15 protein-coding genes are annotated in these 15,057 nt (G+C 53.5%); 3 read left to right on the top strand and 12 right to left on the bottom strand.

The features are described 5' to 3' along the window. Positions 1–100: 100 nt before the first annotated feature. The gene (locus tag MK323_08290) at positions 101–433 is read right to left on the bottom strand and encodes a nuclear transport factor 2 family protein (GenBank protein MCH2482161.1); all 333 of its coding nucleotides are present in this window, start codon (positions 431–433) and stop codon (positions 101–103) included. Positions 434–567: 134 nt separating this feature from the next. Further along, positions 568–1,611, bottom strand: coding sequence for a glutathione S-transferase family protein (locus MK323_08285; protein ID MCH2482160.1), 1,044 nt, complete (start codon positions 1,609–1,611; stop codon positions 568–570). A gap of 179 nt (positions 1,612–1,790) precedes the next feature. Between MK323_08285 and MK323_08280 the strand changes: the two genes are divergently transcribed. The 3 genes from MK323_08280 to MK323_08270 all read left to right on the top strand — a co-directional run bounded on the left by MK323_08280 (position 1,791) and on the right by MK323_08270 (position 4,795). Continuing rightward, positions 1,791–2,714: a dihydrodipicolinate synthase family protein gene (locus MK323_08280; protein ID MCH2482159.1), complete on the top strand. Its 924-nt coding sequence runs from the start codon at positions 1,791–1,793 to the stop codon at positions 2,712–2,714. A gap of 60 nt (positions 2,715–2,774) precedes the next feature. Further along, the gene (locus MK323_08275) at positions 2,775–3,917 is read left to right on the top strand and encodes an epoxide hydrolase (GenBank protein ID MCH2482158.1); all 1,143 of its coding nucleotides are present in this window, start codon (positions 2,775–2,777) and stop codon (positions 3,915–3,917) included. A gap of 173 nt (positions 3,918–4,090) precedes the next feature. Continuing rightward, positions 4,091–4,795, top strand: coding sequence for an aspartate/glutamate racemase family protein (locus MK323_08270; GenBank protein ID MCH2482157.1), 705 nt, complete (start codon positions 4,091–4,093; stop codon positions 4,793–4,795). Here the strand turns inward: MK323_08270 and MK323_08265 are convergent. The 10 genes from MK323_08265 to MK323_08220 all read right to left on the bottom strand — a co-directional run bounded on the left by MK323_08265 (position 4,787) and on the right by MK323_08220 (position 14,797). Further along, positions 4,787–4,975 (bottom strand): hypothetical protein, encoded by a 189-nt coding sequence (locus MK323_08265; protein ID MCH2482156.1) that lies wholly within the window; start codon positions 4,973–4,975, stop codon positions 4,787–4,789. The two genes, MK323_08270 and MK323_08265, sit on opposite strands and share 9 nt — an antisense overlap. Positions 4,976–5,011: 36 nt before the next feature. Further along, positions 5,012–6,085 (bottom strand): LLM class flavin-dependent oxidoreductase, encoded by a 1,074-nt coding sequence (locus tag MK323_08260; GenBank protein ID MCH2482155.1) that lies wholly within the window; start codon positions 6,083–6,085, stop codon positions 5,012–5,014. A gap of 145 nt (positions 6,086–6,230) precedes the next feature. Then, positions 6,231–7,223: an LLM class flavin-dependent oxidoreductase gene (locus MK323_08255; protein MCH2482154.1), complete on the bottom strand. Its 993-nt coding sequence runs from the start codon at positions 7,221–7,223 to the stop codon at positions 6,231–6,233. Between the two features lie 182 nt (positions 7,224–7,405). Continuing rightward, complete coding sequence (locus MK323_08250; GenBank protein ID MCH2482153.1) at positions 7,406–8,644, bottom strand: FAD-dependent oxidoreductase; 1,239 nt, start codon at positions 8,642–8,644, stop codon at positions 7,406–7,408. A 366-nt stretch (positions 8,645–9,010) separates the two neighbouring features. Next, positions 9,011–9,973, bottom strand: a complete 963-nt coding sequence (locus MK323_08245) for a dihydrodipicolinate synthase family protein (protein MCH2482152.1) — start codon at positions 9,971–9,973, stop codon at positions 9,011–9,013. A gap of 131 nt (positions 9,974–10,104) precedes the next feature. Continuing rightward, on the bottom strand, positions 10,105–10,752 hold the full coding sequence (locus MK323_08240) for an ATP-binding cassette domain-containing protein (GenBank protein ID MCH2482151.1): 648 nt from the start codon (positions 10,750–10,752) through the stop codon (positions 10,105–10,107). Further along, positions 10,745–11,518 carry an ATP-binding cassette domain-containing protein gene (locus MK323_08235; protein ID MCH2482150.1) on the bottom strand — a complete coding sequence of 258 codons (774 nt, stop codon included), beginning with the start codon at positions 11,516–11,518 and terminating at the stop codon, positions 10,745–10,747. The genes MK323_08240 and MK323_08235 overlap by 8 nt, the downstream gene beginning before the upstream one ends. Continuing rightward, on the bottom strand, positions 11,515–12,468 hold the full coding sequence (locus MK323_08230; protein ID MCH2482149.1) for a branched-chain amino acid ABC transporter permease: 954 nt from the start codon (positions 12,466–12,468) through the stop codon (positions 11,515–11,517). Before MK323_08230 ends, MK323_08235 begins: the two co-directional genes overlap by 4 nt. Next, the gene (locus tag MK323_08225; protein MCH2482148.1) at positions 12,468–13,364 is read right to left on the bottom strand and encodes a branched-chain amino acid ABC transporter permease; all 897 of its coding nucleotides are present in this window, start codon (positions 13,362–13,364) and stop codon (positions 12,468–12,470) included. The genes MK323_08230 and MK323_08225 overlap by 1 nt, the downstream gene beginning before the upstream one ends. Before the next feature lie 107 nt (positions 13,365–13,471). Then, positions 13,472–14,797 carry an ABC transporter substrate-binding protein gene (locus MK323_08220; protein ID MCH2482147.1) on the bottom strand — a complete coding sequence of 442 codons (1,326 nt, stop codon included), beginning with the start codon at positions 14,795–14,797 and terminating at the stop codon, positions 13,472–13,474. Positions 14,798–15,057: the final 260 nt, after the last annotated feature.

Here is a 15,057-nt window from a genome sequence, read left to right as displayed (position 1 = left end):
TTTTAACAGCGACGTTCGCCCTTCGGATGCTGTGGTTACGCCCTCTTGCGATGATTCAGACAACCGTCCTTCTCCTTAATGGTTCTAAGTCTCCGACAACTTACTTATTAATAGGCGTCGAACCAGTTTCTGTCCGAAACAACTTTCCATCTTTCAGTATGCCAACATACATCACTGCATCGGTTGTCCCATTCGGAAAAGTAGCAATTGAATGACTAACCATAATGTCATCGTTCTCGTAGATACATCTAACGTTTTCTCGCTTAAAATTGTCACCGGCAATAATCTTACTAAACATTTCTTTCCAGTCATTCAGATCGAGGACTTTCCCAGTTGAGTGCATCACCATTGTCCAGTCTGAATGCATGAGTTCCATCATGGCATCTAGGTCTTTATTGTTAATAGCGGCTTCGAATTTTTCAAAAAAACTCATTTCCTTTGCTCCTCACTTGGATGTGCACTCATTATTACAGTAGTTAATTTGGCGTCAGAAGGCCACAAGAATACACAAGGGGATCGACACCCACCTTGGCCTACACCAGTCATAAACTGCGTCCAATACTGCAACTACCGCAAAGCATCATCTTGAATAAGCATCTCACAGCCAGTTCCGTCCAGGAACTTGAGCAGTCGAGAGCGCTCTGGCTGATCGAGCCGAGTGAACTCCTGTCTAATCCATTGTAAACATTTCGCCTGATAAGGAAACGGTTTCTGCACCCAGAGGCGGCCGTCTATCTCAGTTTCCACCTGCTTATCTCCGTCACTTATCGACCGGGCATTGGCGAGCAAGGCTGGAACATGAACGCGGCCAACTTCTGAAAAGATTTCTTTTAGAGAACTTGGTAAGGCATCAGCGCCGACCCAATCGGTATCACAGGGTTCGAGCCCAGAAAGATCATCCACAATGCCAACCCAGGCCACAACCCGGGTAGCCAGTTTCTCTGCTACTGCCATGGGTGTCGGATCAAACATGGCAAGCTGGCTGAGTTGTCCGTAGAGAGCAAAATCACTGGCGCTTGGGCGTTGGCCAAAAATGAAAGGTGACTGATTCATATGTGCTGACATCAGTCTCAAGAAGCGTTTATAACTCTCTTCGATAACGACAGCTGTTACGTCATTGCTGCCCACAACATGCAGTCTGGAGATTTGCCGCTTTTTCACCGATTCAGTAATTGGTATCAACTCTTCGTCAGTGGCAGTCAGTGATTTCCAACGCGGCAGTATCGCACCGGCTTTGTCTATATCCGCTTTATAACGCCAGCGGTAATGAAACATCGCCTTGGTCAACCACTCATCTGCATAGTCCTCTAACAGGTAGTCAAGGAACCGTACCAACGGACTTGCAGGAAGCACCGACCGGTCAGGATATAGGGATTCCAGTTGTCGGATGATCGGAGTCGAATCGACCACCGCTTCCAACTGTCCATGTTCGTCAGGAAAGTAGAAAGTCGGCAGAAGTTCCACTTTAGGTTTTGGCAACACATCCACAGAACCCGTAAACAGCCCTTCCAAAATAAGTCGATAGGGAATTTTCCGATAACGCAATAGTGCCAACATTTTACGGGTATAAGGTGATCCGGGAAGCCCTTTCAATACTAAGGTCTCTGTCATAATTTAATCCACGTGTTTAGCAATCGACCTCGCCCTTCCATCGTTAGAAACACTCTGCTGTGCTTTCTAACCGAAAATTCAGTCGTGCCAAGTAAGAAATACCTTAAACTTGAACAGAATTGTGACGATAAGGAACTCTAGGATAGAGTTGTTAACATAATGACGTCAAAGTCAGCACCATGACAGGAGCGGCAGTTTACCGGGGTGTGTTCCCTATTGTCCCGACCCCCTTCGACGATGCCGGGGTACTCGACCTCAACAGCCAGCGCCGGGTTCTCGACTGCATGATCGATCAGGGCGTCGATGGGCTTTGCATTATCGCCAACTATTCCGAGCAGTTCCTGTTGAGCGATGCTGAGCGAGACCAGCTGATGCGTGTCTGCCTCGAGTATGTTGGCCGCCGCGTGCCAGTCATCGTCACTTGTTCGCATTTTTCGACACAGGTGGTCGAGGACCGGTGCCGCACTGCGGCAGATCTAGGTGCCGACATGATCATGCTGATGCCACCTTACCACGGTGTCGGACTGCAAGCAGACGAAGCGGCGGTTATTGAACACTTCGACCGAGCTGCCAATGCAGGCGGAATCCCGATCATGGTGCAAGATGCACCGCTTTCCGGCGTCCAGTTGCCGGTACGGTTGCTGGCTCGGATGGCCCAGTCGATCCCGCTGCTTCAGTACTTCAAGATCGAGACACCACAGGCCGCTGGAAAACTGCGTGCACTGATTGCCCAGGGTGGTGATGACATCGTCGGTCCATTTGATGGTGAAGAAGGCATCACCCTGATGGCCGACCTGGACGCAGGTGCTACCGGAACGATGTGTTCAGCGCTGATTCCGGACTTAATTCGCCCGGTACTGGAAGCACACCAGGTGGGTGATCGCGAGGCTGCGGCGCAGCACTATCAGAGGATCCTTCCTCTGATCAATTATGAGAACCGGCAGTGTGGCTTGCGTGCAACCAAGGCCGTCATGAAAGAAGGGGGGGTAATCCATTCAGATCACGTGCGCCATCCCCTGGCACCGCTCGATCCTACGACACGCACCGGTTTGCTGGAACTTGCTCGTCAATTCGAGCCACTGGCACTGCGCTGGGGTCTTTGATAAGCAGTTAGTAATGCTGGTTGTCATAGTCAAAATTCAGATGTTTCTTGAGATTCTCCTGTGATTCGTCCGTTTCAAATAGACGTACCCGCCGAAACGCTCAAGCTTATCCATAGCCAGGTCGCAAGTTACGCTTGGCATGAGATGCCAGATGATGGTGGTTGGGCTTACGGTACGAATCTTGAGTATATGAAAGAACTGTGCGCTTACTGGCTGGATGAATTCGACTGGCGTGCACAAGAGGCTGCCATCAATCGCTTTCCCCACTTTATTGCGCCGATCGACGATATCGACCTGCACTTTATTCACGAGAGAGGTAGCGGACCTGCGCCCCTGCCATTGATTATCAGTCATGGTTGGCCCGGTGGCGTCGTCGAATTTCTGGAGATTATCGAGCCGCTCGCCCACCCAGAACGCTTTGGTGGTAGTTCAGAGGATGCCTTCGATGTCATCGCTCCTTCGCTACCCGGATTTGGATTTTCGGGCCGGCCACCGCGCCCGATCGGCCCACGCAAAATTGCCCAACTGTTCGCTACATTGATGACCGACGTTCTTGGATATCACAGTTACCTAGCCCAAGGCGGTGACTGGGGTGGCGCAATTTCAAGCTGGCTTGGCTTCGAACACGCACCAGCCTGCCGCGCCATCCACATCAACATCTTTACGATGCGTCTCCCCGATGGCCCTCATGGACGAGAAGAAGAAGCTTGGGCGACCCAATCCAAGCGTGAACAATTAATGGAGAATGGCTACCGAACCCAGCAGGCGACCAAGCCACAGACGTTAAGCTACGCGATGATGGACAGCCCAGTTGGCGTTGCTGCCTGGATCATCGAGAAATTTAACTCATGGTCAGACACGGTCGGCGACAACATCGAGAGCGTTTATACCAAAGATGTATTGTTAACCAATATCATGGTCTATCTTGTTACTAGAACTTTTAACACGGCATCGTGGATCTACTATGGGCGTCGCGAAGAGGGTGGCCGCGTGCTCTCACCTGACGGCCAACGCGTCGAGGTACCAACGGCAGCGGCTTTGTTCCCGGCTGAATTGCTCTCCTGGCCACCGCGGTCTTACGCAGAGCGCGTCTATAACATTGCTCGCTGGACCGAGATGCCACGCGGCGGTCACTTCGCTGCATTAGAACAACCCACTTTGCTGATTGATGACATTAGAGCATTCGCTCGCACCTTACGCTAGTTTACGAATACCGAAACCCGGATTACCTTGTAAGTGAACGTAATGCTTCCCACCCTAGGGTCGTGGAAGTGTCTCCTCATAATGAATCTCAAATTCATAAAACTGGTTCGGTTAATAATGTGTGCGTGACTGAGATGGAATCTAGAACTTTCGAAAACCCAGTTCGGATTGGAATGCTTACGCCATCATCCAACAGTGTGCTTGAGCCTGTTACCCACGAGATGATCAGGGACCTCAACAATATCTCGGTCCACTTTAGTCGACTGCGTGTGACGGAAATAGCATTGGATGAGACGGCCTTGGCTCAATTCGATCTCAAGCCATTTCTACAGGCAACATCACTACTGACTGACGCAAGATGCAAGGTGATTGCGTGGAGTGGCACCTCGGGGGGCTGGCGCGGCTTTGATCACGACCGCGCGATCTGCGAGACAATAGAGTCAGCCAGTGGAGCTCGCGCAACCACCAGCGTGTTGGCACTCCAAGATCTCTTTGAAGAACATGGCATCGGCGAATTTGGCTTATTAACACCCTATACTGCAGACATCCAAGAGAAGATCATTCAAAACTTTGGTGATCATGGTTTTCAGTGTATTGCCGAACGACACTTGAATATCCGGGATAATTTTAGCTTTGCCGGGGTCGATACCAAGACGCTAGATCGCTTGTGCCGTGAACTCTCCGCGGAAGGTGCCCGCTCGATTGCTATCATCTGTACCAATATCAAGGGAGCAGGACTTGCTCAGGCCTTGGAAGCAGAACTCGGCATTACGCTTTACGACTCCGTAGCCGCGGTGGTCCTTCGCGCACTTCAACTCGCTGATATAGAGCCTGGTCAGATACAAGGCTGGGGACGAATATTTGAAAATTCAAGGTGACTGCGCCACCATCGCGATTCGGCCACTTGCCCAGCCTTTCTCACGAACAACACCAGCGACCAATCCAGAAAAGTCATCCGTAAACACCTGGTAATTGCGGACATCAGAAATCCAGGCGGTCTCGGCCGTGAGCCGTTCTTTGTGTTCCGCTTGGGTAAATGTGGCATAGGTAGAAAACATGAGGTGTGCTCCTGCATGACCAAAGGTGCTGAATCTCTACTGGGTCAGTGCACGCCGTATTCTTGCCCAGTCTTCCACAGCGGATTCTTCTCCCGGAGTCAATTGCACCGTGAACTGGGTATAACCACCATCGCGTAATGCAGCAATACGCTCAATCAGTACATCCTCGGTTGCCGTAAAGCTGGTGTCACGAATCAATTCAGCAGTGACGAAGGGCCGTTCTTCAGGTTTCACAAACATCAAGTGACCTTCGTGATTAGTAAGATAGCGCGCATCGGCGGGTTCAAAGTGCCGGGCAAGCTCCAAATAGCCCGATACGGCATCCGCGAACGATGGCAACGTAACACTGCTGTTCTGCCACCCAGCCAGCGCCTCGTCAGCTGCACGATGTAGCGTGACTGCGGCACGCGGGCCTGCCTGAGCCATTGCGCGAGGCGAATCAAAAGGTTCATCGACCTCAAGCACACAGCCCAAGGCAAAAGCAGTGGCCGAGAGGTCGTCTACCTGATGCCCTGCATCACGCCATGCCGTTTGCATGCTCTCCAAGGCTGAGGTCGCACTCGACACATCGCCAATGAAATTCAACCAGCCGGCAGCCAGTTTGGCTGTCAAGGCCCGACTGCGTGGCCCGTAGGCCGACACATGCAGCGCGATCGGATCTTCGGTGTTGATCAGACCATAATCCGGATTGAGAAATCGAATTTTGCGTGGTAAACCCTCCAGGGTGACCTCTATCGTTTCTTTGCGAAGCAACGCGTAGACCGTCTGGATATAGTCTTCCATATCAGCCAGGCGCATTGCGCTCAAACCCATCGCCCGTCGAGCCGTGAACCCGGTACCCACGCCGAAGTCGATCCGTCCTGGTGCAAGGCGGTTGAGTGAAGCAAACGCGTTGGCGGTCACCGGTGCAATTCGATTGGTCGGCACCAGAACACCGGTGCCAAGGCGGATGTGTTTTGTCTTAACGGCTGCAGCACCCATAGCGACGAAACAATCCGCACTGAGCATTTGTGTGTCGTAGAACCAGGCATGGCTGAAGCCCAACTCCTCGGCACGTTGGACCAGTTTCCAGGAGTCGGCAGATGTCGCCATCGCAATACCAAAATCCATTATGACTTCCTATTTACGATTGATTCGGTTGCGGAGTCCTTGACCAAGGCAAGGACTTCGAAGGCCTCGATGGTGTGGTTTCTCTCCCTGGGTGTAGCATCCAGTAATCCACAAAAGCCTGACTGTTGGCGCTCACCAGCCCGGCTCAACAGAAGAAAGGCTTAATGATCTTGTCCATCCACAAATCCAACTGCTCCATCTCCGGTCCAGCTGGCTGGATCGTAACATGCTCAAGACCATGACTTTCCAGGAACTTTAGTTTTGCAACGATATCATCGATGCTGCCGACGAGATAGCACCCCTGCAGATGATCCCAATCACGGTTGGGGCCCATGATCGTTTCCATCGGTTTGCGCTGGATTGACAGCGCTTTGTTCGAATCCGCGGTATCGACCACGTAACCGGCCTGCACATGTGCGAGTTCCAGTGTCGCTGGATCACGGCCTACGGACTGAAGGTGTGTCCGCACGGTCTGGAAATCGCGCACCACCCACTCTGTGTTGCCAGATGCCCGGCAGGTGAATACGTCAGCGTGTTTCGCGATGCGATTGAGCACTGACTTGACCATGTACGGCTGATCCGGTGACAGCGGATCTGGTATGCGCGAGCCGCCGGCAATCCACACCGTAAAATAGTTCTCCGGGCGAGGCTCTATTGTTACGTTTTCGAACTGGTAATACTTTCCATTGAATGAAACCTTCTCTTCGGTCAGCAGAAGTTTAACTGCATCGAGAATCTCGTCAGTCCGACGACCGCGTTCTCGCATAGAGATCCCCATGGAAGTGAACTCCGGTTCGTTCCACCCGGGACCAACACCGAAGAAAAAACGTCCACCCGACATGTAATCCAGTGTCGCCAGTTCCTTAGCTAGCAATACCGGGTGACGAATCGGCACAACAAGGATGTTGGTCCCCAATGGAATCTTTTCGGTCGCACCCGCTGCACAAGCTAGCACCATCAACGGATCCAGCCAGGAACCACCGTACAGACCGGGTGCCGCCAGCAGATGATCCCATACGGTAAGCGAGTCGTAGCCCAACGCTTCAGCGCGGCGTGCCATTTCCTTGGTGACTCGGTAAGTCATCTCATAGTCAAGGCCTGGCCAGGTGTAAGATGGCAGCGTGAACCCGAACTTCATATCAGCGTTCCCTGGTTATTCTCGTAATGGTGAGAGTCCAAGTATCCCATGCCTGGGCAATGCTTGAATCTGCCTGCCGTGACCTTGTTTCAGCCACAGCATCCAGTGTCACACGGGAAGACGCATGGACACCCCAGTTGTGGAACCCATTCATCCGAAAGCCTCTCCAGTAAAGCTAAATATCAACCAATAGAGCTGTTGAATTCTGTATCCGCACCCCGTATAGGCGGCACCTGGATTTCGGGTTTTGCCATATCGAGAATCTCCTGCCGGTTACCGCTCCTCGGGGGATAGATCCGGACACGATTGATCGTATTCTTGGTTTCTTTCGCTTCAGAACCTTCCTGGACAACATGCCGATCCCAACCCTCGGTATAGATCGCGCCCCAGGTGCCCAAATCCAGGCAGGTAACGTAATAGTCAATATGAAGCGGAATTTGTGGCAACCCCAGCAAGGCGCACACGACATTGTGTCCCGCAAAACGGCCCATCGGGCGGCTGTGCTGGCATGACATCACCGATGTGTGCTCACCGTCCAATAGAACTGAAGCGACGTCGCCAGCGGCAAATACGTCCTCCACCCCTATAACTCGCATAAAATTATCGACTGGCAGGCGGCCCAGAGAATCGAGTGTGACCGGCAATTGCTCTGCGAGTGGACTTGCCCTCATCCCTGTTGTCCAAATTACAGTCTGAGCGTCGAGCCGCTCGCCGGAAGAAAGGTTGACTCCATTGGGGTCGAGCGAATTGACGGTGGCACCTAGACGCATTTCAATACCCAGTGCAGAACAAGCTTTGCCGATTGTTGCCGGCGCATGAAGTCCCATCTGTGAGCAAACAGGGCTCGACCTATCGACAATGATGATACGGGCTCTATCGAAACCCACTGCAGCTAACTTTCCCGGCATTTCGCAGGCGACTTCAACGCCAGTAAATCCCCCGCCAATAACCACCACAGTATTTCCACCTGGCCGGTCGCTCAGTCGCGAAAGTGTCGCAATATGCCGGTTGAGACGTTCAGCCTCATTTGTGGTATCAACATTGAAGACTGGCCCGTGCAACCCGGAAATCGGAGGGAGTCGTACCTGGCTGCCCGAGGCGAGGACCAGCTTGTCATAGCTGACGGTCTTCGTTTCGGTTGCCATCCGAATTGTGAGTCGCCGCTCAAGCGGTTTGATATCGACAATCGTGCCTTCAATTCGTTTGATTCCAACCGGATCAAGTACATCGTCGAGCGGCACTCGCGCATCATCCAGGTCGGCCTCATAATTTCGCACGCGAATTGCATGGTATGGATCAGCATTGATCAGCGTGATCGAAATCTCTTCGTTGCTGATGCTGCACCCGTCCAATTTCCGGGCTGCACCAATCGCAGCCCATAAGCCGGCAAATCCGCCACCTATTACGATGATACTTTGCACAAGCCGTTATCTTCTCAACAAATCCGGTTTAAACAACAGGGCTATTTAATTATCCGGGATCCGATATCCCGAAGACACCCTGGCCACACAAAATCTTACCGAGTAAGTTTATCCGCGCCATGTAAGCACGCGCCGCTCGGTTCTAATTCAATTTCGGCTTAGGGCTACCTGACCGCCTCCTTCCGAGTTAAATGTTTCTTCGACCCAGGCGGGTCTGATCTGCCCCGCAACCGCGGACACGAGTCCGAGGGAGAAACAATCACTGTTCTGTGGCGGTTGGAATCCGAGAAGTTATCCAGCGGGATTATGTCCCCTCAATCAAATTTCAGTTGTCAATATGAAATTTTCATCTGTGCAGAATTACCCTTATGCTGCTTGGACCGCGGCCCCCTCGGGTTGAATACCGGCGATCTTCATCGCCTGGCGGATACGCTCGACCTCGCTCGCGTCTACTTTGACAAGCGGTGGTCGCACCGCCGCACAAGGGATGCGCCCGAGAACCACAAGTGCGGCTTTCATCCGGTTGTGCATATCGACGAAAGGATCGGCATAGAACACATCGGAGACAGCACGGATACGATGGTTCAATGCCTGTGCTGAATCCAGCTCACCATTGCCAATCGCCTGGAACATTGCCAGCTGTAGATCCGCAATGACACTACCGGAACCCGACAGCAGCCCTTTACAGCCCAACACCAGTGAACTCATGAGCCAGGCACTGTGGGTCGTCAGTACATTCACTGGTCGCGGCAGGGATTGCAGCACCTGGATATGGCGTTCATGCTGCTGAACGTTGTTGCACCAATCCTTGATCGCACATACGGTCGGCACCGAGTCACATATTTTGAGCAGCGTATCGAGTGGGTATCCCTGGCCGCTGGAGAGCGGGTACTGAAAGAGGATGATCGGCAGGTCGGTTGCATCGGCGATAAACCTGAAATGCTCCAGCGCTATTTCGGGACGCGACTGAGCGCCGAGACTGAGTGGGTTTGGGGGAAACACCAGCAACGCCGATGCGCCACCCCCCTCAGCCATTTTCGCGAGACGGGCCGCCTCGAGGCTACCGTCGGCATAAATGCCATTGACGACCGGTAGGCGATCGCCGATTTCATCCAGCGTGACATTCAGTACCCGGACCTGTTCGTCGTAGGTGCAGGACGCGACCTCGGACGCATGTGCATTGGTCGTTATAGCCGACAGTCCGTCGGTGGCTGCCACATAACGGAGATGACTGCGATAAGCCACCTCATCGATCGAGAGATCTTCAAAAAACGGCAGTAACACTGCCGGAATCACTCCCTCTGCAGAAAATGCTCTGGTTATGGACATGGCGAATACTCGTCTGAATCAGACTTCAGTATACGCTTCACAGAAGTCGTGTGCCGCCCCGGACACCATTCCAACAGAAGATGCTTTTAAGGTTATCGGCTAAGAACAATTCCGTTTCAGCTGAATCAGCATCAACGTTTCTCAACAATGCTTCCGCGTTCGATGACAAATGTCTGGTCGAGTAGGTGGCTGATGTGCACGTCGTTCGATTCTGCTACCAGTACGGCCTGACCTTCGCGCTTGAGGTCTTGTAGGATCTCGATCATGCGGCGGGCAAATACTGGCGCGATACCTTCACCTGGCTCATCCAGAAGCAGTAGCCGGGCGCCTGCCATCAGCGCCCGCGCAAAGGCGACAAATTTCTGCTGTCCCCCAGAGAGTTCCGATGCCCGGCGATTGCGGAACTCTCCGACCTCAGGCATCAGGTCAAAGATCCAGGCGAGACGTTCCTCGGCTTTCTCTGCACGCGTTGCCCATATCGGCAACATGATGTTTTCTTCGGTCGTCAACTGCGGCACCAGGCGCCGGTCTTCAGGCATATAACCGATTCCCAGGTGAGCCCGACGGTGACCGGCGACCGGTACCAGATCCTGGCCTTCAAACAGGATGCGGCCACTGTGTGCAGTAAGGATACCCATGATCGTTCGCATCACCGTCGTCTTGCCGGCGCCATTACGCCCAATCAGGCCGCACATGCTCCCTCCCGGAACGTCGAGTGCGACGCTGCGTAGTATCTGGGTTGGACCGATGCTGGCAGCCAGGTTTTCGATCTCAAGCATCAGCGTGTGTTCCCGCACGGTACTCCTTGCCGAGCACAAATTCGATCACTTTCTCGTCTACCATCGCTTCCGCAGTCGGCGCATCACAAATGATCTCACCCTGGGAGAACGCGAGCACCCGTTCAACGTGGCGCTGCACGATCTCCATGTCGTGTTCGATGAACATCACGGTGGTCTGTTCTTCTTTCAGAGCCGTCATGATGATTTCCATCAAGTCGAACTTCTCTTCTACGCTGATCCCGCTGGTTGGTTCGTCAAGCATCAGGAGCTGCGGCTTACGCACCGTCGCCATCGCGATATCGAGCAGCTTGCGCACACCCTGTGGCAACGCACTGGCCGGGGTGTTCCGGTGCTCGAGAATCTGATAGCGCTCGAGGTGGTTACAGACGCGGCCCGCTCTTTCACTGTTATGTAACGGATTAAGCATCCCCAACCCCGATTCCTCGGCAATGCCGTAGGCCATGAGCACGTTGTCAAACACCGGCTCAGACAAAAACACCTGCGGCACCTGGAACGACCGGCACAGACCCAGCGCCGTGATCTCCCTGGCTGGTAGCCCCAGGATACTCTTGCCCAGAAATTCAATCGTGCCCGCACTGGGCGACAGGTGGCCGGTAACCATGTTCACGAAGGTAGTCTTGCCCGCGCCGTTGGCACCGATAATTCCGACCGTTTCACCGGCTTCGACGGTCACGGTGATGTTCTTCGCCGCAACCACACCGCCGAAGCTTTTTTCGAGGTCTCGCACTGCGAAGATGCTCGTCATGGCGCACTGTCCTTTTTCTTACCCACTCGTTGAACCAGCGACCAGATCCCTTCAGGCATGAACATGATGATCCCCAGTAGCGTGCCACCCATGATCAATTGCCACAGGCTTGCGCCGTGTTCCCAGGCGTAATGGCGAATAACCTCGAACACGACTGCACCGACAAACGGTGCCGCCACGTTGGCGGTGCCACTGAGAATAGCAACGAACACGAATTCACCAGACGAGGTCCAGTAAACCATAGATTCCGGGTCTACCTGCCCTATCGCAAGGGCCATGATCGCCCCGCCAAACCCAGCAAGCAATCCCGAGATCACGTACTTGACGTGCACCACCCGTTCAACCGAGTAACCGAGGTACTCGACCCGGATTTCGTTTTCACGCACCGCCATCGACATCTGACCGAGGACCGAACGCAGGTAAAACTGAACACCAAGCATCAAGAAGTAAATGATGGCCAGCCCGAGCAGGAATAAACAGATCTGCGCGGCCTCGTCTTGTGGTGCATAGCCGAAAAAAGTAGGCGGTCGAATATTGAGCCCGTCCGTGCTGCCAAACCGCTCGGTCTTGGCCAGGACACCGTAAAGAATCATCGAGAATGCCATCGTCAGCAGGGCAAAGAAAATTGCCCGATAACGGCGCACAAGGAAGCCCAGTCCCCAGGCCAGTAACCCCGACATCGTGGCAGATATGATGACGAGGAGGAAGGCGTCGCGCAGGCCGAGGTAGTTCAGTAGCGCCACACCGTACGCGCTGAAACCATAGTAGAGCGCGTGGCCAAATGAAATGAGGCCCGTTCGCCACAGCACCAGCAAACCGAGCGCCGCCGCACCCATGGCCATACTCAACAACCCGATCTGCCGGATCCATTCGGGCACGAAGAAATTGATGATCGCGACAAGGATGACCCCGACCGTCACGCCAACCACCGTCCGGTCAGACCACACCATCAGATCTTCCTCACCCTTGGCGGGGCAAACAGACCCTCCGGCCGGAACACGAGCACGATGGCCATGATCGCGTAGATCACGAACATTTCCGCATGTGGAAATTCATGGACCGCCGCCGCACGGACAACCCCGACCAGGATCGAACCAATGAGTGCCCCAGGTACACTGCCCATGCCACCGATCACAACCACGGCGAAGGCGAGCACAATCACCTCCACACCGATGCCGGGGAGCACCGAGATCGTTGGTGCGATAGCGGCGCCACCGAGGGCACCCAGCGTCGTGCCAAGAATGAACGTACCCAGGAATACCGCGGTCACGTTGATACCCATCGCCTGGCTGATCTCGCGGTCGAAGATTACCGCCTGCAACATCCGTCCCCAAATTGTGCGGGCGAGAAAATACCAAAGAGCCATTGCAATAATGAGCGCCAGCGCGATAAGCGACAGGTTGTAATAATCGTAGGTCATACCTACGATCTCGACGAACCCGAGCATTGCCTGGGGTTGATAAAAAAAATAAGGGTCGGTTCCCCAGATGAAGAGGCTGACACCCTCCAGAGCAAGAAATGCGGCAAAGGTCGCAAGTACTACGATGTGTTCGTCTTTGCCGTAAAGGTGTTTCAAAAGACCCCGCTCTATCAGCACACCGAAGACAACGCCGACCACAATCGGGACCAGAAAAATAATCACGAAACCACCAAAATCGGGTAGTTCGCTTTCGTACCACATTGCGCCGAGGTACGCCGCGAGGTATGCCCCGAACGCGTAAAACGAGCCGTGGGTCACGTTGAGGACCCGTTGAACGCCAAAAATGACCGTCAGCCCAACTGCAACGATAAACAGATACGACCCGTAGATCAGGCCATCAGTCAAGATTGTGAACAGCGACTGCAGCATATCTAAAAGAAACCCATCAGGCAAAGAACTCCTGGGTGTGTTTTAGGAGGCAGAGCTATCAGCCCGGGACGGATGGTTCCGCCCCGGACTGTCAAGTGATTAACTCAGTCGCATTGTGCGCCTTTCATACCACCCTTGATCCACTCGACGCTACCAACCCCGTCCGGAGGCATGACACATTCGGCCTTGTAGAGAACTACGTCGGTCACCACTGGCAGGCCTGTGTCCGGGTCGTATTTGGAAATTCCCCACATATGATCGGTCAAGCCCTGATGGCCATTGTTCAGTGCTAAACGAACTTCCGTGGCGATGCCCTGGAAGGTTGCCCCTTCCAACGCCGCGATTACCTGATCGGTCGACGGAAATTTGCCACCATTCGCAGCAGCCGCCTTCTCGTAAGCGTACTTGGCACCCAGAATACCCTGGGCGTACTGGTATGACCCCTGAGTGGGTAGGGTGCCGAATCGATCGACATAAGCATCTCGGAACCACGTCGCCAACTCGGTATCGATCAGATTGTTGGCGTAAATACCATAGGGGCCACGCGACCCCAATACGAGCCCGTCGGGCAGTTTCTTACCAAGGCGGTAGGCCGCCGTCCCAGCAACCGTGAACAAGAACTGTTTTTTCTTGAACAGGCCCCGCGCCAGACCCTGGAAAATAAACGCTTCGAGATCGCCACCCCAAAAACTGCTGTGAACCAGCTCTTCCGGTGATCTCAGTAATGCCGAGATCTCGGTGCCGTAGCGGCCGGCGAAAAGCTTCGGCCACTGTCCGTCATCAGAACCCTTGATCTGCGGTGCGAGCACCTTCATCGCAAGATCGAAGTCGCGCCAGGAATCCTGTCCCCAGGCATAGTTCTGATTGATTCCGGTATAACCCGTGGCATTGGGGAACTTTTTGGTCACGTAATGTGCCAGTCCAACGTTGTCCGCCGTGCCATGATTCATCGTGCGAAAGACGTACTTCGGGTTCTTATCCAGTTCTTCGAAAATCCTCGGTGTCCCACAGGTGGTGAAAATCGTCAGTGTTTTAAGTTCTTCGGCAACCGGTGCAATTGCCGCACATGATCCTGACGAAACATAGCCGACGACCAAGTCAACACCGAGCTTTTGCACCTTGTTCCGGTACTCGGTTACCTGTTTTGCACCGCCGCCGGACTCATCATAGATGATCAATTCAACCTGGGCCCCTGCGATGCCTTTGGTGTTGTAAGGCGCAGGTACTTTACCGGCATTGATGGCATTGACGATGACCTCCACACCATTTCTCGCTGGAATGCCAAAGGCCGGGGCACCCCCACCGGTCAAGAAAGTTGGCACCGCCATTAGGATCTTGTCCTTTGCCAGGGCACTGCTTGTTGCCAACCCGAGTGACACCAACACAACCGCAACGCCTATACTGCTGAATCTAAAATAAGTGCTTTTCATTATGCTGTCCTCCCTCTCGTTGAAAATCTGATTTTCGAAATGTATCCGTTTGCCCTTGTGAGTATATACACACCCCCTCCATCTAGCGAACACAAGATGGAGCCAACGGACTGACTCGGTTAAAACGGGGTTGAACCTGCCGCAACACCCCAGAACAGTTACCTGATGTCGAACCTTTAAACTGCTAACAGCAATCCAAAATATTTTCAGTATTTCAATAGATTTAGGATGTAACTGCCAGATTGTCGGGTTGTCGGGTC

It is taken from the genome of Gammaproteobacteria bacterium, assembly GCA_022450155.1.
In the GTDB taxonomy this organism is placed as follows: Bacteria; Pseudomonadota; Gammaproteobacteria; order Arenicellales; family UBA868; genus REDSEA-S09-B13.
Note: the sequence above shows the minus strand (reverse complement) of the source record. Positions and strands in the feature narration are given on the sequence as shown.